24 protein-coding genes, 1 tRNA gene and 1 pseudogene are annotated in these 24198 nt (G+C 67.2%); 9 read left to right on the top strand and 17 right to left on the bottom strand.

Annotation, left to right across the window (positions count from 1 at the left end):
* Positions 1-128: 128 nt before the first annotated feature.
* Both ACH47Z_RS27040 and ACH47Z_RS27035 read right to left on the bottom strand, forming a co-directional pair.
* Positions 129-1127 carry an RNA polymerase sigma factor RpoD/SigA gene (locus ACH47Z_RS27040; protein ID WP_399078002.1) on the bottom strand — a complete coding sequence of 333 codons (999 nt, stop codon included), beginning with the start codon at positions 1125-1127 and terminating at the stop codon, positions 129-131.
* 391 nt (positions 1128-1518) lie between these two features.
* Complete coding sequence (locus ACH47Z_RS27035) at positions 1519-2325, bottom strand: dioxygenase (RefSeq protein ID WP_399078000.1); 807 nt, start codon at positions 2323-2325, stop codon at positions 1519-1521.
* 104 nt (positions 2326-2429) lie between these two features.
* On the opposite strand from ACH47Z_RS27035, the gene ACH47Z_RS27030 reads away from it, so the two are divergent.
* Positions 2430-2942 (top strand): MarR family winged helix-turn-helix transcriptional regulator, encoded by a 513-nt coding sequence (locus ACH47Z_RS27030; protein ID WP_399077997.1) that lies wholly within the window; start codon positions 2430-2432, stop codon positions 2940-2942.
* Between the two features lie 16 nt (positions 2943-2958).
* On the opposite strand, the gene ACH47Z_RS27025 is transcribed toward ACH47Z_RS27030, so the two are convergent.
* Complete coding sequence (locus ACH47Z_RS27025; protein WP_399077995.1) at positions 2959-4497, bottom strand: MFS transporter; 1539 nt, start codon at positions 4495-4497, stop codon at positions 2959-2961.
* A gap of 199 nt (positions 4498-4696) precedes the next feature.
* Positions 4697-5344: a TetR/AcrR family transcriptional regulator gene (locus ACH47Z_RS27020; protein ID WP_399077993.1), complete on the bottom strand. Its 648-nt coding sequence runs from the start codon at positions 5342-5344 to the stop codon at positions 4697-4699.
* Positions 5345-6119: 775 nt separating this feature from the next.
* Between ACH47Z_RS27020 and ACH47Z_RS27015 the strand changes: the two genes are divergently transcribed.
* The 3 genes from ACH47Z_RS27015 to ACH47Z_RS27005 all read left to right on the top strand — a co-directional run bounded on the left by ACH47Z_RS27015 (position 6120) and on the right by ACH47Z_RS27005 (position 9186).
* On the top strand, positions 6120-7355 hold the full coding sequence (locus tag ACH47Z_RS27015; RefSeq protein WP_399077991.1) for a M6 family metalloprotease domain-containing protein: 1236 nt from the start codon (positions 6120-6122) through the stop codon (positions 7353-7355).
* Between the two features lie 97 nt (positions 7356-7452).
* Positions 7453-9060, top strand: a complete 1608-nt coding sequence (locus ACH47Z_RS27010) for an IclR family transcriptional regulator C-terminal domain-containing protein (RefSeq protein WP_399077989.1) — start codon at positions 7453-7455, stop codon at positions 9058-9060.
* A gap of 53 nt (positions 9061-9113) precedes the next feature.
* A tRNA-Arg gene (locus ACH47Z_RS27005) sits at positions 9114-9186 on the top strand.
* Positions 9187-9396: 210 nt separating this feature from the next.
* Here ACH47Z_RS27005 and ACH47Z_RS27000 read toward each other — a convergent pair.
* The 11 genes from ACH47Z_RS27000 to ACH47Z_RS26950 all read right to left on the bottom strand — a co-directional run bounded on the left by ACH47Z_RS27000 (position 9397) and on the right by ACH47Z_RS26950 (position 16709).
* Positions 9397-9693 carry a hypothetical protein gene (locus ACH47Z_RS27000; RefSeq protein ID WP_399077988.1) on the bottom strand — a complete coding sequence of 99 codons (297 nt, stop codon included), beginning with the start codon at positions 9691-9693 and terminating at the stop codon, positions 9397-9399.
* Positions 9694-9874: 181 nt separating this feature from the next.
* Entirely contained in the window at positions 9875-11032 is a 1158-nt protein-coding gene (locus ACH47Z_RS26995; protein WP_399077986.1) for a tyrosine-type recombinase/integrase, read from the bottom strand.
* The gene (locus tag ACH47Z_RS26990; protein WP_208032738.1) at positions 11032-11244 is read right to left on the bottom strand and encodes an excisionase family DNA-binding protein; all 213 of its coding nucleotides are present in this window, start codon (positions 11242-11244) and stop codon (positions 11032-11034) included. Before ACH47Z_RS26990 ends, ACH47Z_RS26995 begins: the two co-directional genes overlap by 1 nt.
* A complete protein-coding gene (locus ACH47Z_RS26985) occupies positions 11237-12538 on the bottom strand; it encodes a replication initiator (protein ID WP_399078354.1) in 1302 nt (433 codons plus the stop codon). Before ACH47Z_RS26985 ends, ACH47Z_RS26990 begins: the two co-directional genes overlap by 8 nt.
* 140 nt (positions 12539-12678) lie before the next feature.
* Positions 12679-12924, bottom strand: a complete 246-nt coding sequence (locus ACH47Z_RS26980) for a SpdD protein (protein WP_399077984.1) — start codon at positions 12922-12924, stop codon at positions 12679-12681.
* A gap of 25 nt (positions 12925-12949) precedes the next feature.
* The gene (locus ACH47Z_RS26975; protein WP_184965503.1) at positions 12950-13144 is read right to left on the bottom strand and encodes a hypothetical protein; all 195 of its coding nucleotides are present in this window, start codon (positions 13142-13144) and stop codon (positions 12950-12952) included.
* 16 nt (positions 13145-13160) lie between these two features.
* Positions 13161-13352: a mobile element transfer protein gene (locus tag ACH47Z_RS26970; RefSeq protein WP_399077982.1), complete on the bottom strand. Its 192-nt coding sequence runs from the start codon at positions 13350-13352 to the stop codon at positions 13161-13163.
* A gap of 11 nt (positions 13353-13363) precedes the next feature.
* Positions 13364-13984 carry a DUF2637 domain-containing protein gene (locus ACH47Z_RS26965; RefSeq protein WP_399077980.1) on the bottom strand — a complete coding sequence of 207 codons (621 nt, stop codon included), beginning with the start codon at positions 13982-13984 and terminating at the stop codon, positions 13364-13366.
* Between the two features lie 34 nt (positions 13985-14018).
* Positions 14019-15395, bottom strand: coding sequence for an FtsK/SpoIIIE domain-containing protein (locus ACH47Z_RS26960; RefSeq protein ID WP_399077978.1), 1377 nt, complete (start codon positions 15393-15395; stop codon positions 14019-14021).
* Complete coding sequence (locus tag ACH47Z_RS26955) at positions 15395-15751, bottom strand: hypothetical protein (RefSeq protein ID WP_356190057.1); 357 nt, start codon at positions 15749-15751, stop codon at positions 15395-15397. The genes ACH47Z_RS26960 and ACH47Z_RS26955 overlap by 1 nt, the downstream gene beginning before the upstream one ends.
* A 169-nt stretch (positions 15752-15920) precedes the next feature.
* Complete coding sequence (locus ACH47Z_RS26950; RefSeq protein ID WP_251093790.1) at positions 15921-16709, bottom strand: GntR family transcriptional regulator; 789 nt, start codon at positions 16707-16709, stop codon at positions 15921-15923.
* 109 nt (positions 16710-16818) lie between these two features.
* On the opposite strand from ACH47Z_RS26950, the gene ACH47Z_RS26945 reads away from it, so the two are divergent.
* From ACH47Z_RS26945 to ACH47Z_RS26930, 4 genes are read left to right on the top strand one after another with little or no spacing between them, the layout of a single operon-like run.
* Entirely contained in the window at positions 16819-17226 is a 408-nt protein-coding gene (locus ACH47Z_RS26945) for an NUDIX hydrolase (protein ID WP_399078351.1), read from the top strand.
* A gap of 46 nt (positions 17227-17272) precedes the next feature.
* Entirely contained in the window at positions 17273-17701 is a 429-nt protein-coding gene (locus ACH47Z_RS26940; protein WP_399077976.1) for an ATP-binding protein, read from the top strand.
* Positions 17695-18090 carry a hypothetical protein gene (locus ACH47Z_RS26935; RefSeq protein WP_399077974.1) on the top strand — a complete coding sequence of 132 codons (396 nt, stop codon included), beginning with the start codon at positions 17695-17697 and terminating at the stop codon, positions 18088-18090. Before ACH47Z_RS26940 ends, ACH47Z_RS26935 begins: the two co-directional genes overlap by 7 nt.
* 53 nt (positions 18091-18143) lie before the next feature.
* The gene (locus ACH47Z_RS26930) at positions 18144-18395 is read left to right on the top strand and encodes a hypothetical protein (RefSeq protein WP_399077972.1); all 252 of its coding nucleotides are present in this window, start codon (positions 18144-18146) and stop codon (positions 18393-18395) included.
* A 350-nt stretch (positions 18396-18745) separates the two neighbouring features.
* On the opposite strand, the gene ACH47Z_RS26925 is transcribed toward ACH47Z_RS26930, so the two are convergent.
* Entirely contained in the window at positions 18746-22603 is a 3858-nt protein-coding gene (locus ACH47Z_RS26925; RefSeq protein WP_399077970.1) for an NACHT domain-containing protein, read from the bottom strand.
* Positions 22604-23103: 500 nt separating this feature from the next.
* Positions 23104-23690, bottom strand: a pseudogene (locus ACH47Z_RS26920) (tyrosine-type recombinase/integrase); the annotation flags it as partial.
* Positions 23691-23851: 161 nt separating this feature from the next.
* Here ACH47Z_RS26920 and ACH47Z_RS26915 point away from each other — a divergent pair.
* Positions 23852-24198 (top strand): transposase (locus ACH47Z_RS26915; RefSeq protein ID WP_399077968.1); only part of this gene is annotated, 347 nt, incomplete at its 3' end.

Below are 24198 nucleotides of genomic sequence, written 5' to 3'. Positions count from 1 at the left end.
CCGCGCCCTGCACCGCACAACCGTCACCGCACAGCCCCGACACGGCCCCCGATACGCCTGCGTACAGGCCCCCGTACGACCGACCGACCGTCCGACGGACCGACCTCCCGCCCGACGGACCGTCACGCCTATGCCGCCGCGTCGAACCCGGTGTCGCGGGCCAGCTTCTTCAGTTCCAGCAGCGCGTGCTTCTCGATCTGGCGGATGCGCTCGCGGGTCAGGCCGTGCTCCTTGCCGACCTCGGTCAGGGTGCGCTCGCGGCCGTCCTCGATGCCGTACCGCATCTTGATGATGGAGGCCGTGCGCTGGTCCAGGCGGCCGATCAGGTCGTCCAGTTCCTCGCTGCGGAGCAGGGTGAGGACCGACTGCTCGGGGCTGACCGCCGACGTGTCCTCCAGCAGGTCGCCGAACTGGGTCTCGCCCTCGTCGTCCACCGACATGTTCAGCGAGACCGGGTCACGGGCCCAGTCGAGGACGTCGATGACGCGCTCCGGCGTGGAGCCCAGCTCCGTGGCGATCTCCGCGGGCTCCGGGTCGCGGCCGTTCTCGCGGTTGAACTCGCGCTGGATGCGGCGGATACGGCCCAGCTCCTCCACCAGGTGGACGGGCAGCCGGATCGTGCGGGACTGGTCGGCGATGGAGCGGGTGATGGCCTGACGGATCCACCAGGTGGCGTACGTCGAGAACTTGAAGCCCTTGCGGTAGTCGAACTTCTCGACCGCGCGCACCAGACCGGCGTTGCCCTCCTGGATCAGGTCCAGCAGGGGCAGGCCGCTGCGCGGATAGCGTCGGGCGACGGCGACGACCAGACGGAGGTTGGAACGGATGAAGACGTCCTTGGCCCGCTCGCCGGCGGCGATGAGCGCCTCCAGCTCCTCGCGGGTGGCGTCCGTCGCGGACTCCTCCTCGCCGTCGAGGACCTGCCGCGCGAACACACCCGCCTCGATGGTCTGGGACAGCTCGACCTCCTTGGCGGCGTCGAGCAGCGGCGTACGCGCGATCTCGTCGAGGTACATGCCGACCAGGTCACGGTCGGCGATCTCGCCGACGTGTGCGCGAACACTGCTTGCCGAGTCGGCCGTCTCGCCGGAGGCGGACTGACGACGGGCGACGGCACGGGTTGCCATGCGTGCTCCCTTGCGATGGTGGGCTGGCGGGTGGTCCTGGCGGTCGCTCGGCACTCCGGGGACTGTGGGGAAACTCTCCTCGGGTGCCCTGCGTCCGATGGAAACAACGACTGGAATCCGGACAGAATTCCCAACCCGCCCCTCAATTTTTCTGATCATGCAGTACCCTGTCCGGCCGCATGAGGAGGCGAGGGCCGTTAGAACCCACAGAGGTGCAGGTCAGGCCGCTCCTGAAGAGCGCCGGACCAGCACCTGACGACTGCTGGAAGAGTTCCGGAAGAGCGCCGCCCTTGACCGCTCTCCCCGACCCGGAAGACGGCCCGCACCCGCCGATGGTTGCCAGGGAAGCGGAATCACGGCAAATCCTCGCAAGGAGCCCGTCGCAAGAGGCTCAGCCGAACTGCACCGACCGCTTGGCCATGCCCATCCAGAACCCGTCGATCACGGACTTCTGCGCGTCCAGCTCGCCGCCCGCCTCGGCCGCGCCCATGGTGACGAAGAGCGGGGCGAAGTGCTCGGTGCGCGGGTGGGCGTAGCGGCCGGCCGGGGCCTTGCCCAGGAAGTCCAGCAGGGCGTCCCAGTCGCGGGCCTCCAGGGCGCGCCGGCCCCAGTCGTCGAACTCGGAGGACCAGCTGGGCACGCCGCCGCCCGCGTACCGCAGGGCGGCGAGGTTGTGGGTGAAGAAGCCGGAGCCGACGATCAGCACGCCCTCGTCACGCAGGGGCGCGAGCTTGCGCCCGATGTCCATCAGCTTCACCGGGTCGAGGGTCGGCATGGAGATCTGCAGGACGGGGATGTCGGCGTCCGGGTACATCTCGACGAGCGGGACGTAGGCGCCGTGGTCCAGGCCGCGGTCGGGGATGTCCTGGACCGGGATGCCGGGGGCGCGCAGCAGCTTGCGCACGGATTCGGCGAGCTCCGGTGCGCCGGGGGCGGCGTATTGGACCTGGTAGTAGTGCTCGGGGAAGCCCCAGAAGTCGTAAACGAGCGGGATCGTCCGTACGGCGCCCAGGGCGAGCGGCGCCTCCTCCCAGTGGGCGGAGACCATGAGGATCGCCTTGGGGCGGGGCAGACCGGCGGACCAGGCGGCGAGCTCGCCGGGCCATATGGGGTCGTCCGCGAGGGGAGGGGCGCCGTGGCTGAGGTAGAGGGTGGGCATGCGCCCCTCCGGAACACGCTCCTGCGATACGGCGGACATGATGGCGGCTCCCAGTCTCCAGGTGCTTTAACTCTCAAGCTTTACTCGTCACAGTACGCCCGACTTGTTCAAGTTTCAAGGAGGCAGCTCGTACAGTGGAAGACATGAACACGGCACCCGACTCCGCCGCCGCACGGCACCGCTGGCTCACCGACGAGGAGCAGCGCGTCTGGCGCGCGTACCTGCACGCCACCACCCTGCTGGAGGACCACCTCGACCGGCAGCTCCAGCGCGACGCGGGCATGCCGCACATCTACTACGGCCTCATCGTCGGCCTCGCCGAGGCACCGCGGCGGCGGCTGCGGATGACCGAGCTGGCGATGAAGTCGAAGATCACCCGCTCCCGGCTGTCGCACGCGATCGCGCGCCTGGAGAAGAACGGCTGGGTGCGCCGCGAGGACTGCCCCTCCGACAAGCGCGGCCAGTTCGCGGTGCTCACGGACGAGGGCCTGGAGGTGCTCCAGCGCACCGCGCCCGGCCATGTGGCCGCCGTACGGCAGGCGCTGTTCGACCGGCTCACCCCGGAACAGCAGAAGACCCTCGGCGAGATCATGGAGATCGTCGCCGAGGGCCTCCAGCCCAACGAAGTGGGTGCGGACCTGCCCTGGCTCCGCTAAATCACCGTACGGCCGCTCAGTGGGCCACCACCGGCACCGGCACCTCGTCCTCGACGCCCTCGCCGGAGGCCACCGGGCCGGCGCCCGGACGGCCGGCGTTGACGAAGGTGAAGGCGATCAGGGCGGCGAGGCCCAGGATGCCGACGGCGAACCAGATCGCGGTGCTGTAGCCGTGCACCATGGCCTGGAGCCCGACCAGCTGCTGCTGCGGCTTGCTGGCCGCACCGGCGATGTGGTCCTTGAAGTACGACGTCTTCGCGGACGAGGCGATGGTGTTCAGCAGGGCGGTGCCGATCGCGCCGCCCACCTGCTGCGAGGTGTTGACCATCGCGGAGGCGACACCGGCGTCCCGGGGCTCGACGCCCTGGGTGGCCAGGGACATGGCCGGCATGAACGCCGTACCCATGCCGAGGCCGAGCAGCAGCATCGCGGGCAGCAGGAGCATGCCGTACGAGGAGTCGATCTTCAGCTGGGTCAGCAGCAGCATGCCGAGACCGGCGACCAGGAAGCCGGGACCCATCAGCAGCCGGGGCGCGACCCGGGTCATCAGGCGGGTGCCGATCTGGGTGGAGCCCGTGATCATGCCCGCGATCATCGGCAGGAAGGCGAAGCCGGTCTTGACCGGCGAGTAGCCCTTCACGATCTGCAGGTAGTAGGTCAGGAAGAGGAACAGGCCGAACATGCCGATGATGGCGAGACCGAGGGAGAGGTAGATGCCGCCGCGGTTGCGGTTGCTGACCACGCGCAGCGGCAGCAGCGGGGCCTTCACCCGGGACTCGACGAGCACGAACGTGAGCAGCAGCACCGCGGACGCGACGAACATGGACACGGTGATCGCGTCGCCCCAGCCGTCGGACTCGGCGCGCGTGAAGCCGTAGACGAGCGCGACCAGGCCGAGGGTGGACAGGATCACGCCGGGGATGTCGAGCGGGGAGCGGTTGCGGCCGCCCTCGGGCTCACGGATGACGAAGTACGCGCCGAGGGCCGCGACGATGGCGAACGGGATGTTCACGAAGAAGGTCCAGCGCCAGTTCAGATACTGGGTGAGGAAACCGCCGAGGATCAGGCCGACGGCACCGCCGCCGCCCGCGATGGCGCCGTAGATGCCGAACGCCTTGGCACGCTCGCGGGCGTCGGTGAACATCACCGCGAGCAGGGACAGCGCGGCCGGGGCGAGCAGGGCGCCGAAGACACCCTGGAGGGCGCGGGCGCCGAACATCATCGGGCCGGTGGTGGCGGCACCGCCGAGCGCGGAGGCGAGGGCGAAGCCGGCCAGGCCGGTGACGAAGGCGCGCTTGCGGCCCCACTTGTCGGCGATACGGCCGCCGAAGAGCAGCAGACCACCGAAGGCGAGGGCGTAGGCGGTGACGACCCACTGCCGGTTGCCGTCGGATATGCCGAGGTCGGTCTGGGCGTGGGGCAGGGCAATGTTCACGATGGTGGCGTCGAGGACGACCATCAGCTGGGCGAGCGCGATGAAGACGAGCGCTTTCCAGCGGTTGGCGTCAACGCCCGGGGCGGTGACGCCGAAGGCCTTGCGATCTGTTTCGGACATGGATTTACCCACTTCGGGATTTTCGTGACGGAAAACTAGAGGGAAACTTCGCTGGAAAAGATGAAGTAGAGCGAAAAAACGGAACCGGCCGGTCCGGCTCGTCGACGCTGACGGCAGGTCGGGACGGGACGTGAGGGCGGACGCGAGGATGGACTGAGGCAGACGCCCGAACTCATCGGTCAGGGGCCGTACTGATCGGTCAGGACCTGCGCAGCTCCTCGATGGTCACGGCCTCGCCCGGCAGGATGGAGCGGGCAGGTGCCCGCAGGCCGTCGAGGAACAGCTGCAGATGGCGGTGGACGAACCGGTCGCCGCGCAGGCAGTCCGTGCCGGCCGGGGGCCGGCTCAGCTGGGCCACGGCGATCATCACGTCGCCGACGCCGACGTCCGGCCGGAGCTGCCCCGCCGCCGCGGCCCGGCCCATGACCTCCTCGATGAGCCGCTCCAGCCGCTCACGGGAGGCCTCCAGGTCGGGGTGGTGCTGGTCGAACGTGCTGGAGATCATCGGGCACAGCGCGCTGATCCGCTCGTCGGCGGCTGCGTGCACGAAGTGCTCCAGCGCGGCGAAGGCGTCCCCGGTCCCGGCGAGGGCGATCTCGGCCGCCTCGGCCGTACGGTCCATGACGGAGCAGACGACCTCGCGGACGAGGGCCTCGCGGTCGGGGAAGTTGCGGTACACCGTGGCGTTGCCGACGCCGGCCCGGCGGGCGATCTCGTCCAGCGGCACGTGCGGGCCGTCCTCGACGAACATCTCGCGGGCGGCGGCGACGATCCGCTCCCGGTTGCGCAGGGCATCGGCCCGGGGCCGGGGGACCTTGCGCAGTACCGGGGTGGTCGCGGTCGACACGGCGTACTCCTCACGGTGTGGGAAGTGTGTGGGGCGATCCGGGGAGGCAGTCCCCGTTTCGCTCGGACACAGGATCAAACGGGGAGAGGGTCCCCGGTTATTTCCCACCCGCGCAAAGAATCACTGTGACCTGAACCACACCTGAGTCACACTCACCTCCGGCCAGGATTCACCCCCGTGCGGACCGGCTTTCCCACGATCGGTCTCCTCCAGCGCGCGCCCCTCGCCCCGTCGACACAGGGTGAGCGCAAGGGTGCAGCCGGAGAACGGCGGCTGCCGTGGAGCGAGAGGTCCATGCATGCAGCCGCAGCCACCCCGCCGCATACGCCTCCCTCACGAGCACGCCTCCGACGAGCACCTCTCCGGACACGTCTCCCGTGGACACGTGTCCCCCGGACGCGTGTCGTCCTCCGGGCGGGCCGCGGCCGACGAGGATCTCGCGGAGGACGCGCTTGGACCGGGGGGCGGGTGGGGTGGGCAGGGTGGCGGGCGGGGCGGGCAGGGTGGTGGGCAGGGCGACCCGGACGGCTGGCGGGGCACCTCAAGTGGCGGGCAGAGCGGCCCGGGCAGCGGGCAAGGCAGCCTGGGGGGCAGGCAGAGCGGCCCGGGCAGCGGGCAAGGCAACTCGAGTCACGGGCAGAGCAGCCCAGGCGGCCGGCAAGGCGAACCAGGCAGCAGGCAAGCCGACCCGACTGACGGGCAGAGCGGCCTAGGCGACGGGCGCGGTCACGAGCCCCGGCACATACGCCCGCCCCGGCGCATACGCCCGCGCCGGGTGGCCGCTCTCGTCGTGGTGACCGCGCTGACCCTCACGGTCAGCACCTCGGCCGGGACCGGACATCTGACGGCGCCCACCACCGCCGGGCCCATCGGCCTGGCCCGCTCCACCGCCCTCGCGCCCTGCATGATCCACGGCGGTTCCGATGTGCAGATGACCGAGGGCGTCCCCACCCCGCAGGGCTACGCCCGCGCCACGGGCACGGTGCACGCCCTGACCCTGATGGTCGACTTCTCCGACGCGCCGGGCCAGGGCAGCGCGATGGACCGCTTCCACGAGTTCTTCCCGCAGACCCAGGAGTGGTTCCGTACGGCGTCGTACGGCCGCCTCGACTACCGGCCGGAGACCCCGGTCACGGGCTGGCTGCGGATGCCGAAACCCTTCCGGGCGTACGGCATAGAGCGCGGCGCGCCCTTCGACCCCGGCTACCGGCAGCTGGTGCAGGACATCGTGGCCGCGGCCGACCCCCAGGTGGACTTCCGCTCGTACGACATCCTCAACGTCCTGGTCACCCCGAACGCCGGCCCCGCCGCGCTGGACACGGTGCTGTCCGTGACCTTCGCCGGCAACGGCGACGCCCCGGTCGCCGACGGCGTCCCCATCTCCAACGCCTCCTTCGTCTACTCCCGCCAGGACGACGGCTCCGGCTCCTACGCGCACACCGGCTTCCGCGTCCTGCCGCACGAGAACGGCCACACCTTCGGCCTGCCCGACCTGTACACCCAGGAGGGCGGGGGCGCGGTCGGGCACTGGGACATCATGAGCGAGGACTGGGGGGCCGACAACGATCTGCTCGGCTGGCACAAGTGGAAGCTCGGCTGGCTGGACGGCTCCCAGGTGGGCTGCGCGGCGGCCCCGGGCAGCGCCGAGTACGCGCTGACGCCGCTGTACCGGAAGGGCGGCGGAAAGCTGGTGATCGTGCCGATCAACGCCCGCAGCTCCTACGCCCTGGAGGTCCGCACCCAGGGCGGCAACGACGAGGCGGTGTGCCAGCCGGGTGTCCTCGTCTACAAGGTCGACGCCACGATCGACACCGGCCGCGGCCCGATCACGGTCTACGACGCCCACCGGGGCAGCGGCGGCTGCACGCGCAGCCCCAACATCCAGACGGAACTCTCCGACGCCCCCTTCTCCCCCGGCGAGAGCTTCAAGGACCCCGCGCACGGGATCACCGTGCAGGTACTGGAGAGGGACGAGGAGGGGAACTACCGGGTGCGGGTCACCCGGGGGTAGTGGGGGCCGGGGGGGGAGGAGGGGGAGCCCGCGGCTGGGCTGCGCCGGTCGGACGGGGTTTACCGTAGGCGTGCCCGTATGCCGTACCGGAGAGCCGATGCCCGCGAATCCCGCACTGGACGCCGATGCCCCCGCTGAGGCCGGGCCTCCTGACGAGGCGGTAGGGCCGCTGATCCGCGGGGTCGGGGTGCTGCGGCGGCTGACCGAGGCCGGCGGCACCCTGAGTCCGAGCGCGCTGGAGCGGGCCACCGGGCTCGCCCGGTCCACGGTCGACCGGATCACCGCGACCCTGGCCCGCATGGGCTACGTCCGCCTGGACGCCCGGGACGTCGTACTGGCTCCCCGCGTGATGGAGCTGGGCAACGCCTATCTGGCCGCCCTGCGCCTGCCCGCGCTGCTCGGCGCGCGCGCCGACGCCCTCGCCGACGAGCTGGACGAGTCGGTGTCCCTCGCGGTCGCCGACCTCGACGGCATCCGCTTCATCCACCAGGCCACCCGCCGCCGCGCGCTGTCGGTGAGCTTCCGCATCGGCGACCTCCTCCCCGCCGAACGCACCGCGCCGGGACCGCTGTTCGCGACGCAGTGGACGGACCAGGACTGGGCCCGCTGGCGCACACGCCGGGCCGCGGACCCGCAGGAGGTGGCCTTCCCCGCCGTACCGCCCCAGCAGATACCGGCGGACGGTCTCACCTTCCCGGAACGGGTGGAGAGGGCGCGCCGGAACGGCTGGGCACTGGACGACCAGCTGATCGAACCGGGGCTGGTCGCGGTCTCCGTACCGGTACGGGACCCCGCCACCGGCCGCCCGGCCTGCGTGGCGAGCGTGGTCAGCCACACCAGCCGCCACTCGGCGGCCGACCTGCGCGCCGCCCTCCTCCCCCGCCTGCGTACGGCGGTGGCGGCGATGGAGGCGGACCTGCGCACCGCACCCCCACCCGAGCCGGGCCCGCCACCGTCAGGCCTGGCAACCTGGACGACGGCGTCGAAACACGAACTGGGCCGGGACTTCGTGGAATCCCTGGCCCGGGGTCTGACGGTCCTCACCGCCTTCGGCACGGGCCGCCCGGCACTGCCACTGACCGAGGTGGCACGGGCGACGGGCCTGTCCCGGGCCACGGCCCGCCGCGCGCTGCTCACCCACGAACACCTGGGCCTGGTACGCGCCCTGCCCGACCGCACCTTCACCCTCACCCCCCGCGTCCTGGACCTCGGCTTCCCACCTCTCTCCCGCACGACACTCCCCCACTTGGCCGAGCCCCACCTGCGCGCACTGGCAGCCCGTCTGCACGAACCGACGGCGATGGCGCTGCTGACGGAGGACGGCACGGAGATCCAGTACACGGCCGGGGCGGGCACGAGCCGCGTCCTCACGGTCCACATCACGGTCGGCGCCCGCCTCCCCGCCACCGCGACCTCCCTCGGCCGCGTCCTGCTGGCGGACACCTCCCCCGCCTTCCCGGAGATCCGCGCGCAGGGCTACGCCCTGGCCGACGAGGAACTGGAATCGGGCCTGCGCTCCATCGCCGTACCCGTACGGGACCGCACGGGCCGGGCGGTCGCCGCGGTGTGCGTCGCCACGCACACGGCCCGCCGCACCCTGACCTCCTGCATCGAGGACGTCCTCCCCGCCCTGCGCACCACCGCCGACCACATCCAGACCGACCTCCACACAGCCTCCCGCTTCACCCCCATCCCCCCAACCTGACAACCCCACCACCGCCCCGCGCACCATCCGGTACCCTGTTGATCGAGTACCACGCCTTCGTAGCTCAGGGGATAGAGCACCGCTCTCCTAAAGCGGGTGTCGCAGGTTCGAATCCTGCCGGGGGCACAGAGAGAAGGGCCAGCTCAGGAGGGTTTTCCTCCCAGGCTGGCCCTTCGGCGTTTCAGGGGTCGTGCCACAGGCATGCCAGTACACGCACTCACGATCCGGGAGCATCCGCGTCCAGAACCTGGGCCCACGAGCATGATCGCCTCATGAGGGGCCGCCACTCACGCACCTTGCGAAAGACGGAAGACCCGGACGGCGGAGCAAAGTTGTTCAGCCTGTGATGGGAGCCTGGCTCAGCATCTTGAGCACGTCCTCAACAGACAACTGTGAGTCTCGCAACTTCTCGTATCCGGCAACAACGTCATCCGGGTCCAAGCCTGCCTCTTGCGCCTTGCTACGCAGTTCAGCAAGGTCGGTGCCATCCGTAAGCGCCTGCTTCGCAGCCTCGGCGTCCTGATGCTGCAGCCGCTTGGCCGCTTCCTGCCAACCGCGCTTCCACATGTACCACCCTCCGCCGGTTCCGCCGACGAAGAGGACACCAGCGGCGGCGAAGAAGAGAATGGGCATTTTCCGGTCCTTTCGTTGCCGCTCATAGGCTGCCATGTCCGTACCGCCACCGCGGGCGAATCGGAGGAGAAGAGGCGAGCCGAGGTCGATGCGAACCGGGCGCAGAGAGAAGGGCCAGCTCAGGAGAGGTTCCTCCCGTGCTGGCCCTTCGACGTACAAGGGTCGTGCCACGAACAGGCCACTACGGGCCCACAGCGCCCTTCTCAGAGGTCTCGGACACCGCTCCCCCATCGCCCCGGATCATGGCCCCGAGCCGGTCGGCGATGGCCCGGTCCCGGTCGCTGGTCATGTGCTGGTAGATCAGCGCAGCCCGCGAGCTGCTGTGGCCCATCCGCGTCATCAGCTCCCGCGTGCTGGCCCCTGCGGTCGAGGCCAGCGTGTTGCCCGTGTGGCGAAGGTCGTGGAAGTGCAGTTCGGCAGTGACGCCCGCAGCCTTCCGGGCCTTCACCCAGTCGTCCCGGAAGTTGCTTCGCCGCAGTTGCCCGCCCTGCGGTCCGACGAAGACATGACCGTCACGGCCAGGAGCGGCGAAGTCCTCCAGGTGGCGCGTCACCTCGTCGAGCAGTTCGGCCGGGAAGGAGACGGAGCGAACCCCGGCCGCGGACTTCGGCGCCTTGTCGAAGAGCCGGCCGTTCTGCAGCTCTGCCTGAGCGCGGCGCACAGTGACAGTCAGCGCCTCCAGATCGATGTCCCGGCGCCGCAAGGCCGCCAGCTCCCCGAACCGCAGCGTGGTGAAGGCCGCGAGGAGGACGAGCAGCCGGTAGCGCGGTGCGATGGAGTCGGCCACGGCGAAGACCTCCGCCACCGTGAGGACCGGCCGCTCGGGTACGTCGTAGCGGTCCGCGCCCTTGATCCTGCACGGGTTTCGCCGGATCAGTTCGTCGTCCACGGCCGTGTTCATCAGGGCACGCAACAACTGGTACGCCTTCACGACCGACGGCTCGCCGACGCCAGCCGCCAGGAGCTTGCCGCGCCAACTCCGTACGCGAGCGGTCGTCACGTCGGCCACCGTTCCGGCCCCGAAGGTGGGCAGGATGTGCAGCCGCATCACCGACTCGTTCCGCTCGCGAGTGCGGTCGGCCAGCTTGCGGTCCCGCAGCCATGCGGTGGCGTACTTGGCGAAGTTCACCTGCCCGGCGTCCGGGTCCGACCACTGCCCGCGCGCGATGTCCGACTCGATGTGTGTCAGGGCGACCTGAGCGTCGGTCTTGGTCGCGTACGTCTTCTCAGCGGGACGCAGTTGCCCCGTCTCCGGGTCTCGGTACCGGACCTGCCAACGGCCGGACGGAAGCTGTCGGACCGAACCAAAGTCCCGACGCCTCCCTTTCTTGTTGGCCATCAGGCAGCCCTCCGCAGGGAGCTGCGCCGATGACCGATCGCCTGCACCGTGTTGGCGTCGATGAAGGCGTTCAGCGCGCTCTCCGGAATGCGGACGTGACGGCCAACCTTGACGAACACGATGCGTCGCTCGGCGATCAGGCGACGCGGGAAGCGTTCCGTAGTGCCGAGGAGTTCGGCCACCTGCGCGACGGTCAGGTAGCGGTCAGCCATGGGTGGGTTCTCCTTCCGTTCCGGGGGCGGGTTCTAGGGATGCGGCAAGCCAGGCTTCGGCGTCGGACAGGCCGGTGCCGGCGAAGACCCAGTGGGCGAGGACGTAAGTCGTCTCGGGCTCCGGGCCGTTGGCCGCTGTCGCTTGCGCTCGGCGCCATTCGGCCCGGGCGTCGCGGAGGGCGCCGAGCGTCGTGGAATAGCGGCGGGACTTGGTGGAGAAGTGGCCGCGGAAGCCGAGCATGTGAGCCCAGGCGCGCAGGCGGAGGTGTTCCAGGTCCTTGCGCGCGCCGAGGGTCCAGGCCGTTCGGATGAGGCGGCGGGCGTGGTCGCTGATGTCGAGCTGGGCGAGTTCGGCGGCGAACTTCAGCGGTCGGTCGAGAGCACCCGTCGCGGTCTCGGCGCCCTTGGTGGCGTACTTGGCGATGTACGCCGCTACGGCACGCTCGGTCAGCTCCTGGCCGTCGTTGAAGTCGGCGGAGCGGATGGTGCGGACGTCGAGCTGTCGGCCGAAGGCGAAGGTATGGGCGCGGCCGTCGATGACCAGGCCGTCGACGCGGACCTTGCCAGCGGCGGCCTCGATGGCGTCGGTGAGGAGTTCGGCCGTTGCCCAGGCCGGAGGCGGGGTGTCTCCTCCGCTGGGGCCGTCGAGGCGGATGACCGCGTGGAAGTGGACGGCTCCGCGCTTCTGGTACTCGGCGACCTTCGCGAAGGACACGCGCGCGTGCTCGCGGAACCGGCGCTGGGACAGGCCCGCCCGCTTGGCGACCTCTCGGCGCAGGTAGACGGAGAAGCGCCGCCAGAGCTGCCCGGCGTGGGCGTTCCAGAGGACGGCCGCCTCGTAGTCGTAGGTGTCCGGGTCGAGCGGAGTGCCAAGGGTGTCGTCGTCCTGGTCGTGGTGGGTGCCGCAGCGGCAGGGGCGGCCGTCGGCGCGACGGTTGTGGACCGGGCCGAAGCCGGGTGCGGTGAAGGTGGCGAAGACGCGGGGGTGTGCGGCGACGTGTTCCGGGGTGCCTTTGCCGCCGCGCAGTCCGGCGGTGATCAGGTGGAAGGTGTCGCGGCGGTAGACCTCGGCGCAGGCCGCGCAGCGAGTGGTGCGGCGGTTGTTGCAGCGCACGAGCAGTTGGCCGGCCGGGAGGGCGGTCGAGTCGAGGTGGTGGAGGACGCCGCCGATCTCGCCGGTGGTGGTGTCGATGTCGTACTCGGTGCGGTGGCCGTCGAGGCGGATCGGGTTGGTGCAGCCGCCGAGCCCGGAGAGCTGCCGGAGGATACCGGGCAGGGTGCCGCCTTCGGCCAGCCTTGCGAGTTCCGGGAGCGGGGGCGGGGTGGTGCGGGTGAAGATGGCGATCTCCTTCTGACTGGATCGGTCAGGAGCGATGGCCCGGGACGGCCGGATGCTTGGCTGTGTCGTGGCCGCCCCGGGTGCGGTTCGGCTTGTCAGCGCCGGTACTGGTCGCGGAGCAGGGAGCGCACGACGACAGCGGCGACGGCCACGGATATGGCCGTGACGGCGACGGCGGCCAGGAGCGCGGTGAGGACCACGCCGGCGACGAGCACCGTCGCGACCGTCTTCTGATCCACGGGGAGCGACGGGAGGCCGCGTCGGACGGGAGCCGGGTCGGTCCGCGCGTGGGTGTGGGCGGGCGGCGGGGTGGGGCTGTCCGGGTACTTGGGCAGGAACACGGCAGGACTCTCCTTATCTACTCGTCTAGGCATGTGAGCCGTTTACGACGCTCACGCCGGAGCGCGTGCCGGACTCGATGGCGGGAGCCAGGAAGGTGTGCGAGAGCCAGAAGCCGAACAGGGCGATCAGGACGACGATCCAGGTACGGACGCCGAGGAACTTGATCGCTCCCCAGGCGAAGAAGCCGAGGACGACGACGAGCGGCAGGCTGACGGTCACGGTTGTCCGGGTCCTTTCAGCGGACGGGGCAGCGGTGGGTGCGGGCGGCCAGTTCGGCGGCGGCGCGGCTGTCGTAGTCGGCGGAGAAGCCGCAGCGCGGGGCCGTGCAGGCCGCGGTGTGCTTCTCACGGCCCCGGGTGTCGTAAGCGGTGCCGACCTGAACGGGGCCGATGCGGGTGACGTTGCGGAAGCTGCGGTTGGCGGACACGGGGTCTCCTCTCAGAGGTGGACGGCGATGGCTTCGGCCATCGGGGCCGGGACGCCGAGGCGGGCGCGGAGCGTGGGGGTGTCGATCGGGACGCCGGTACGGGCGTGGTGCTCGGCGGCGACCTTGCGGGCGTGGTCGACCAGGGCGGACGGGACGGGTACGGGCGAGGGTTGCGGTGGTGCCTCGATGGCCGGTTGGGCAGGTGGCTCGGACGCGGTTTCGGGCTCGTCCTCCTGGTCCTCGATGCCCTCGGCTTCGGAGTCCGTCTTGGGCGCGGTGTGAGCGAGGAGGGTCCCGCCGAGGAAGGCGATTGCGGGCCAGCCCGCGACGAGGATGCGCAGCCAGGCCGGGACGTTGCCGAGGTCGAGGAGGCCGGCGGTGGCGACGTTGGCACCGAGGGAGGCGGCAAGGGCGATGACGAACCAGCACCAGGCCGCCGCTTTGCCGTGACCGGAGCGCAGTCGACGCCAAGCGGCGACCAGCAGCAGATCAACAGAGACGGGGTAGGCCCATGCCTTCCATCCGTCCTGTCCGGCCGCCACTGCGACGTCGTGGAGGTGGGCGAAGGACAGCGCGGCGGCGATGAGCGCCTGGACGAGCACCGCGTCGACGCGGGCCAGGTGGGCACGCATGATGCGGCTCCTTCCGGAGTCGGGCAGGAGAAGGTCAGTCGGTTACCGGGTGGGGCAGGACGACCGGAGCCGCGCTCTCGACCGGACGCTCGGGCACGTCGGGCCGGAAGGGCTTCAGTGCGGGGAGGTCGGGAACCAGGTGGACCGACTCGCGGCAGGTCTCGGCAGCGTCGCCGAGGGAGAGGTACGGCGTGCGGATGCGGGACCAGCCACCGGAGGTGTCGCCCGCCACGGCCAGGCCAGGCCGTTCCGGGGCGATGGAGCAGGCGGCGGAGACCGCTTCGGGCGCGATGTCGCCCAGGGCCATCTTGGCGGACGCTTCGTCGTTGACGCGGTGGCAGACACGGCCGGTGAGCTGGGCTCGGAGCATGGTGGCGCCCTTGCCGAGTTCGGCGCCGAAGCGCTGTCCGCACACTTCCAGGTAGATGCCGGCGGCACGGCCGAGCTGGGCGAGACGGATGAGCTGGGTGACCATCTCGTCGCGCCGTTCCTCGTCCTTCTTTGTGGCGACCATGAACAGTTCCGCCACCTCGTCCACGAACAGCACTACTGGCACCGGGCGTTCGTGCTCGGGCAGGCCCCAGATGTCGGAGGTGATTTCCTCGTCCGGGGTGCCGGGGGCGATGCCCTGTCGGGCCTTGATCAGGTCGTATCGGTCCTCCATTTCCTTGACCAGTACGGGCAACAGCTCAGCCGCCTGTTCCGGGTCGGTCGCGAGTGCGGAGAGCCGGGGCGCGAAGGGAGCCAGCTCGACACCCCGCTTGCAGTCGATGCCGACGAGGGCGACCGGCTGAGGGGCGAGTCCGGCGACGAGGTGGCGCAGGTACATGGACTTGCCGGACAGCGTGGCGCCGAGGGTGAGTTGGTGCGGGATGGTGCGGTAGTCACGTAGGAAGGGCGTGGCGTCCTCTCGCAATGCGACCGGCACCTTGAGGAAGCCGCCCGCGACCTTGCGCGGCATGCGCACCCGCCGTAAGACGTCGTAACCGACAAGCCGCAGTTCGACGACCCCCGGCTTGACGGTGGTGACGTACACGGCGTGAACGCCCCACGCATGCCGCAGGCGTTCGGCGGAGGCGGCGACGTCGGCGGGTTCCTGGCCCGGCGCCAGGCGGAGGCGTATCCGCAGCCCGGTCGCGGTGGGCCGGATGAGGCCTCGGCGCGGCGGTACGGGCCGTACCTCGCGCTGCGTCATGGCCTTCACGGCGAGCACCCGCAGCCGGGAGGGCGCCACGGTCAGGCCACACGCCTCCATGATCGAGCCGTACGAGCTGAGCAGCCGGACCGTGGACACCGAAAGACCGACCGTGGACCAGTACGCCGCCGGGTGCTTGGCCCGGGCATAGGCGGCCCCGCCGCCGAGTGCGGCGACAGGACCACCTACTTCGAGAAGCGTCGTCAGGTCGGGCATCAGGCGGCGGCCCCGGTCGTGGCCGGGAAGGCGGCAGGCGTGACAGCGGCAGCGCGGTAGGCGATGCCGTGACGCTGCTGGCCGTTGAAGACCGACTCCCACGGCCGGGCAACGAGGCCGGGCAGCGAGACCGGAGCCCCGAGGGTCAGCCCCTCGGAGATGCCGCCCTCCGGAACGGTGACCTTGATCAGCGACGACTCGCCGTCCTCGATGTAGACGACGCCGATGGTCATCAGCGCCTCACCGCTGTTGGCGTCCTTGGCGATCTCGCCGGTCTGCCGGTCGCGGACCTTCGGCTCGGGGGCCTCGGTGAGGAGGATCGTGGCGGCGGAGGTTTCAACACGGATGGTGCGCAAGAGAGCGCTCCTATCTACTCGTCTATACAAGAGCCGTCCTGCGAACCCGATCTCCGGGATCACACGGATCACCTTGCCACACAACTTGGCCACTCGTCTATACGAGTAAGCGTGTTGGGGTGTACGAGTTCGGAGAAGCGCCCCCGCGCACCACCGCAAACCATGACGATCAGGTCGCCGGGAGCTGGTACGACAGGACGTACGCGTCCGCCGCCATGACCGTGTCGCAGACCTCGACAGCTCGCCCCTCGGAGTCGAAGGCGGTCCGGATCAGATGGATGACGGGCACGCCGGCCGCCAGATGCAGCGTCTTGACCTCGGCAGGCGAGGGCATCCGGGCGCGGATCTCTTCCTCGAAGTGGTCGAGGTGGTGGCCCAGCTCTTCGAGACGGGCGTAGATGCCACCCGGGCCGGGGTTGGGTTCAGCGATCGGGGTCCCGCGGGCGATGTCGAGTGGAAGGTAGGAGGTCGCGAACTCGACCGGCCGCCCGTCGAGGAGGTACCGGCGCCGACGAGCGAGAACCCGTCGCACCGACCCCAGCCGGGTGGAAATGTCCTGACTGGCCTTCTCTTCCTTGACCTCCAGACTGTCGACCGTGGGATGACTGCCAGCGGCATCGGCCTCCACGATGAAGGCGGACTTCCCCTGCTCGCGGTGCCGCCGGGCGAACCGGTCGGAGGCGAGTCGGCGCACCGGGGGACGCGGCCGGACGAAGACGCCCTTGCCGTGCTCGGCGTGCACCAGGCCCTCGCCCGTGAGGATGGAGAAGGAGTTCCGGACGGTCATCCGGGAGACTCCGTAGTGCTCGACAAGCTCGGCTTCGGAGGGCAGCTTCTCGCCCTCGCGGAATCGCCCACGGTCGATGGCCTCGCGCAGCTGGTCGGCGATCTGCCGGAAGACCGCACGATCGCTCGTGGGGTCGAGATCACCGAGGAGGCCCGAAGGAAGAGGGCTCACGTGAGTACTCCTTTAGGTATCTAGACGAGTGGGCGAGTGGTGTTGCTACGGTGGAGAGCCTAGCCAGCCGAGAGGGCCGAGGAACGTGAGCACTGAACGCCCGCACTCCGTGAGCGTCGCCGGGGTCGTCGTCGACGACCAAGGCCGGGCCCTCCTGATCCAACGCCGGGACAACGGTCACTGGGAGCCACCAGGCGGTGTTCTCGAACGCGAGGAGACCATCCCGGAAGCCCTCCAGCGCGAAGTCCTCGAAGAGACCGGCATCAAGATCGCGCTTCCGGCGACTCTGACCGGCGTCTACAAGAACATGAAGGGCCTGATCGTCTCGCTGGTCTTCCGCTGTGAAGCCGCCGACGGTGCGCCCACCACCGGTGACGAGACCCGCGCACTGCGCTGGGCCAACCGCGAAGAAGTCACCGAGCTTGCCGACGAGGCATACGCGATCCGCGTCCTTGACGCACTCGACGCGGCGTCCCCGCCGGCCATCCGCGCCCACGACGGCGTGAAACTCGTCTAGCCCGAACCCGCTGCACATGGCGGCCTACCAGCACGAAGGAACTTGTATGCACGAGTATACGAGTACAGCCCGGGTGTGGGGGCTGAGTTGCCCAGGATTCCCGGAAGAAGTGAGCCGGGCCCGCCGCTGGACCCGTGACATCCTGCGTGGCTCCCCCTTAGCCGAAGACGCCGAACTGATCGTGAGCGAGCTGAGCACGAACGCAATCCGGCACACGGCGAGCGGCTGGGAGTCCGGCACCTTCCACCTGGCCGTCGCGGTCTCCGCTCAGGTGGTCGCGGTGTCGGTCACGGACGACGGCGGTACGGGATCGGTTCCGAAGATCGAGCACCAGGACCGGGACGCCGAGCGCGGCCGGGGGCTGGGCATGGTCAGCGCCATCGCCCACCGGGTCGTCGTGCACGACAGCGACCAAGGCCGCACAGTCACCGCGGAGCTGTACGCAAACGCCCGGTGGGGAGGCCATCCGTGCTGAGTCAGAAAACCCGCCGCGGCTTCTGGTGCGAGTGCTGGACGGAAAACCTCGCCGAGGAGCACGGGCCAGCGCTCCTGGCATCTTTCGACGCCTACTCGGCACCACAGGCCGACCGGTGGGTCGCGGTCGCACTTCGCACCATCTCACCAGCCCTGGACTCGGATGCCTCAGACGAGGCATGGGAGTGGCTGCACGACGGCCGTGTCGAGACCAGACGAGCACTACTACGGTCCGAACCCTGCACGGTGTCGGTCACACACGCTGACACCCGCGTCACCTGGACCATCCGGCCAGTGACCTACCTGCCACTCGCTCATCGCGCACTCAGGGAACTCCCGCTCTGCGCTCACGACTTCAAGCGTCTGCCTACCGCGAACCGTCTCAGCTGATGACGAAGGCCCGGCCTCACATCTGAAGCCGGGCCTCATGCATGCTCAATCGCATGAGCGCCTACAGCAGCGATCTGGACCTGAACGTCAGCGACACCACCGGCAACGGCGTCGAGGTAGACGTAGCAACGAACCTGCTGAACGGCACCGTGCGACTGTCAGTGCTGTGGACCCAGGAGGTCCACCTGCACCCCGACGACGCCGAACGGGTAGCCCAGTCACTGCTACGAGCTGCCGAACACGGCCGCCACATCGCAGAGGCCCGAAGCTCAGGAACTGAGCAATCCACCGGCCCCAGCCAGTGAGTTACAACTTTCTCTACTGGTTCAAGGCGGCTCGCTTCGCTCCCCGCGCGCGGCCCGGCCCCCGGCCGGGCCTGCGCTCCAGTCTCCGCCCTGCTCCAGCCCGGCCGGCGCCCGTGCCGCGCTTTCAGCGGTCAGCCGCCTGATGCCAGAGAAGGGGTACATCGTGGCTGGGGTGGTCGGCTCCGCGGCTTTACGCAGCCACTTTGGCGCGAGCCTCGAAGATCATGGCCCCAACGTCGTGCTTTACCGGGCAGGTCAACAAACTGCCCGACGCGCCGAAAGCTTACGGGGCCATGATCACTCGCGCCAAAGCAGCTCCAGCCCAAAGCCGCTCCGCCAACCTTCACAGATCATTGAGCCCTCATCACATTGAAATCGATTCTGGTGGGCAGACTTGTCTCGTCAGCTACAAGCCGATCCATTGCCAATTCCCAGATGTCATGTTCGATGCCAGGCAAAGCATCGAGGACACCCAGAATAAGTCTTTGCTGAAGCGGATCATGCGACAGTGCAACCCTCATAGCCACGAAAGCCGGATCGAATATGCCCATCTGAGCAGCTTGGACAAGTACTTCGACTCTCCTGGTCAAATCCTCTTCACCGCTACAGGGTTCGAAAGAGCTAACCAGTAGGCAAATCGCACCTCGGCGACTTATATCAACCGAACTGTCGGCAGAAATCCTCTTCCACTCCCGGGAAATAGCCCCCTGCACGCTTTTCGGAGCTGAAGTCACATCGGCGGCACAAAGCGCCCTCCCCAACTCGTTCTTCGTCGGGTCCGAAACCCAATCTCGCCAAATATCACGCGGTACGTGCGGCATCCACACATTTGCCGATCCGGTCGCGACCGCTCGGTTAAGCCATGCTGCCGCGCCTTCGCCCAGCCGCCTGGCCCGCGCCAACCAAGTGAGGTCGACATGACCAGCGGCCTCCAAAGCCATAACAGTGAGGCCCTTCATTGCTTCGACTTCTTCCGCTTCAAGCGGCGCCTTATCGTGAATACGCAGGCCACTAACTGCCATTTGAGCGATACCAGCTTGCACATACTTTGGAGAAGATTTCAGCAGCGTGAGCAGCTCTGACAGATAAATCGAGGCAAGGCTTGAGGGAGCACGGTCGGTCGGCGAATCGAACGATCGCGCGCTAGCCGCAGCGAGAGGATAATATGGCAATGAATCGCGAACCGCTACCGAGAAGCTAGGCGCCAGATCATTAATAGAAATTGGCTCCTGCCAGAAGGATTCGATAGCTCTCCAAGAATCCAGGGATCCCAGATATGCGGGGTCCCCCAGGGACTCCCTGGAGACTTCTCCACTGACCAAATCATGCAACGCAGCAACGACTGGCCAAGGGAGGAAGGAAGTCCCTCGGTATAGTTCACATTTTGCTGCTTCCACTGCGATGACTGCCTCCTTGAGTGAAACAGGAGACGGGGCATCGACAAAACTTTTAACTACGCGCAACCAGTGATTGTCGCTCACGCCGCTTAGATCAATCCCCTGCCACAAGTCGTGCTCGCCAAGCTTGGGAATTTCACAAGTAAGGCTACTACTTCCTACCGAAAGGACAGGGGAAAGGTTGGGGTCCAGTTGCGGACCCTGCTCAGAGGTAGTCAGAAGCCGCTGCACCCAAGCAGGACCATTAACCAGCTGCATGGGGCGCGAATAAGGGCGCCTGTATCGGGCGGTCAGAATCTCAGGCAGCTCCCGAATTGGAACATCCAGCATGCGATCGCCAGCAACGCTCAGCAATTCTGGTGCGGACATTTCAAAGGCAAGCCACAACAACTGATCACGCGCAACCTCATCCATCCTCCTATAGAGCGCGTCAAGGTGATCTTTAGCCCATGGGTGACCCTTGGAGATCAATCTTGCCAGAAAGAGGAGGAGACTCTCGGTAACTCGCTTACCTTCAAGAATCCAGCTGTCGACACTCGCCTTTGCAGCCTGGAGTCCACTTTCCGAAAGGGACGGCACGAGTCTCTCTACGGCGTCAAAGGACGGAAGACCGAAAAGCTTGGTGGCTTGGTCGACCAGAACAGCTTCGTGTTTCGGAGCTTTAACCATGCCGTCGGCAAGGATTTCTACAGCTAGGCGTGATCCAAGAGCGAGGCGGCGAGTAGGAGCATGGGGTGCTTTGATATGGAGGTTCAGCTCAGCCACGACACTGCTTACTGAGTCTCGGAGGTGCCGCCTCTCGGCAAAAATCTTCCCCACGGCAAAAAGAAATACATTCCGCCAATGGGAACTCGGACTAATTAGGCTAAGGCGATCCCTTACCTCTTCATCACTTGCCGACATCAAGGCATCTGCGGCCCAGAACTCCTGTAGAGACCGAATTTCGAACCCGACTTCACCGGCACGGGACGGCACCAGGAAGACAAGGCGATCAGTAGCCGCGAGACTGATCGCCTTAGTCAATGACTCTAGCGACGATCCTGTATGTCCCTCAGCTTCAAGGCGCTGACCAATTATTCCGCTGAACTCCTCAAGTGCAATTCGGGATTCCGTGTCTCCAGATCGCTCGCTACGTGTCTGCAGAAGAAGCCCGACGTCGGCATGGATGGCGTCAACGTCTGCACGATAATCGCGCAGAAGGTTGGTTGCGGCCCCTTCTTTCTCAAGTTCACGCTCATAAATGACCCTGTAGTAGTCCTTAAATAGGGTGTAGCGATCTTTTGGAGCTTTGCCCATTCTGTCGAGCAAGACCGCCATGATTGTTACCTGAAGAGGGGACGACATTAGCCGTGCCGTTGAACTTTCGTCGGCAGCTTGCTTCAGACGACTCATCAGTCTGACGGTGCGCTCTGAATCAGCGCCATGTCGAGCAGTGGCCAGCTTTTGGGCGTAGTGAAGTGCACGCTCCTTTCCGAGCGGCTTCAGCTCCCAGTGCGTGAAGTTTGATGGAGAAAACTCTTCTGTATAACCTTGTGGTCGCGTCGTGGCGATGAGAACTACATCAGCCGAAAGTTCCTCGACGTCCATGAGGAATTCGTTGACCACAGCCAAGACTTGGTCTCGGTTGCTTGAGGCCGGCACCTCGTCAAGGCCATCCAAAAGAAGCAACCACGGAAATGTCGCAAGCCATTCACGGAGATCTTGGGGTGTGATATGCACGTCCGAAGCATCTGATGCTCGGGCGGCGATAAATTGCAAAAGAGATTTTGACGCTCCGTGCGCCAGCTCGTCAGCAAGCTGAGTCAGTGGAACCTTGACAGGCCATCTGTGAGAATTTGGGATGAGATTCTCACGGGCTGCTTGGTTTGTAATCAAATCAATTGCCTGTGCAACATTACTTGCGCGCGCGACCGGCGCTCCAGCAATTAGGTTTGCCCTATAGAGTTGACATAGAAATTGACTTACGGTGCTCTTGCCTTGTCCCGGTCCTCCTACAAGTACATAGCGATCGAGCGTTACCTTTTTTCGGTTCGGTGAATTAGGAGACGCTTTTAGGTCGCAGGCATTAATCAGGTTGCGAAGTACTTTCCCGGGCGCATTTGCGTTACTTGCTCCGGGAATCCCCATCGGAAGGTCAATAAAGACTTCAGCCAATGGAATTTGCAGATCGTCTGCCGATCCCGCCTGATCTAGGTTTACATGCAAGTCCCGAAGCAGTTCTTTAGCGAGATACCTTTGGAGACCCTTGCCGACTTCTTGCTTCCGGGCCGACATATTGGAGTAAAGCTCCGCGAGAATATCTCCAGGAAGGACCCAGGCGGAATAGCTCGTCCGAATTTCAGGATGATTTTCCAGCAGCCTGTTAATGGTTTCACCGTGCCAGACATGCCATTCCCTAATGCCCAACGTCTCGCACTGCTTTTCAAGTTCTTTATGAACTCGATCCAATCCGCCTGTACGCGGCACTCCCGAGAGAGTTACGTTAGTCGCAAAAATGATGCAATTCGGCTTCCTGGTTCGCTTAATGGAAGTCTTCCATTCTTTGAACTCGTCCCTGATCTGTCTAATCAGCCAGGTAGCATCCGAACGCGGAGAGCTCGTATTTTCGCAGTACTTCGCTTGAAGGACCCCGTAACCCTCTATCGTAGGGCCTGATTCACCAAGGGTGACAGGTCCTTCGAATGTCGCCTCTCGTCCGCCATCAGGGCCGGCACCGAAGATGTTGAGTGCTGAGCCGATTTCCGCAAGAGCTAGGCTCTGAGTCAGGTTCTCAAACTCGCGCGGACCCAGCCTGGAGAGATCAAACTTCATGTAGGCAGTATGGCTACACCGGCACACTCCTCGCAGGGTTTTCTGCGAAGAAGACGCTCCTAATCCAGCCTAAGCTGAGCTCTTCAGAAGCACGCGGGCACATGGTGCTCTCGTCGAGGTCGAAGCCACCAGCCTGCCTCTGACCGACAAGACATGCCAGAAACGTGACCAAGGTCGGCGGGGTGCAACGAGCACACGCGCGCCTGATCGGTCGGCGCACCCGCCATCGTGGCTGACTGTCGTCGGCTGAGGTTCGTGCCACAACCGTGCCAGATTCAGGGGGTAGCCACGGTCAACACCGGTACCCCACGGTCGAGTAGTCGCTCGCTTTCTCGGCCGGCGAAGCCGCAGCTCAGGTCCGAGATCGTCCAGCCTCTCTCCTAAAGCGGGTGTCGCAGGTTCGAATCCTGCCGGGGGCACAAGGGAAAAGGCCCCGGACCGATTTTGGTCCGGGGCCTTTGACATCTACTTCTGACATCAACGCGGATGGTCGCGGGCGATCACTGGCGACCGGGGCGCCTCCTGAGCAGCCGGTCCATGTGGCTCATGGCCTCGCGCTGGGTGTCCTGGACGACGTGGGTGTAGATGTCCATGGTGATGCTGATCTGGGAGTGGCCGAGGATCTCCATCACGACGCGGGGCGCGACTCCGGCCGCCGTGCGGAGGGTGGCGGTGCCGTGGCGGGCGTCGTGGAGGCGGATGACGCGGAGGTCGGCGGACTCGGCGACTCGGGTGAAAGAGCGGTAGAGGTTGCGCGGCTCGACAGGTCGGCCGTTCCGGGTGGCGAAGACGTAGTCCGACTCTTGCCACCTCTCCCCCGCCTTGGCTCCGGCTAGAGCGGGTCCTTGCGGGAGGCCGCGAGGAAGTCGAGCGTCTCGTCCAGGGTCCAGGGGTGCAGCTCGGGTGTGTCCGTACGGGGCGGCTCAACGAGCTTGGCGACGTTGCGCGTGATCAGTTCCTCGCGGCAGGCGGAGGACAGTGCGGAGCGCAGAACTCGGTGCCATTCCTTGGCGGTTGCTGCGGTGGTGTCCTTCTCCAGGCGCACGAGGAACCGGCGGACGTCAGCGACGCCGAGGGATTCGAGCCGAACAGCGGCGAACACCTCCGGACGAGAGCGGCCCCCGGCGGTCGATAGACCGTCATCACGCTGGGACCCCTCCAGCTACCAGGGGCACCGTGATCGACCTGATAAGGATGAGGCCACGCCTAAGAGGTCATCTCATTTGGCGTGTTCGGTAGCCTGTTGGCGTGGGAATCGTTGAGCGGCTGGTGCCGGACGAGTTGTGGGAGTTGTTCCAGCGGGTGGTGCCGGAGGCGCCATCGCGGCCTCAGGGAGGCGGCCGGCGGCGTCACGGTGACCGGGAGGTGCTGGCTGCGATCGTGTTCGTGGCCATGTCGGGCTGCACGTGGCAGCAGCTGCCGTCCGCGTCGTTCGGGCCGTCGGGGGCGACCGCTCACCGGCGCTTCGCCGAGTGGACGAAGGCCAGGGTCTGGGCCAAGCTCCACCGCCTGGTCCTCGACGAGCTCGGCTCGCGCGGCGAGCTGGACTGGTCCCGTTGCGCGATCGACTCCGTGAACATGCGGGCCCTGAAAAG

This window comes from Streptomyces sp. NPDC020192 (assembly GCF_044388685.1).
Classification (GTDB): Bacteria; Actinomycetota; Actinomycetes; order Streptomycetales; family Streptomycetaceae; genus Streptomyces.
This window is presented reverse-complemented; position numbering and strand designations above follow the sequence as displayed.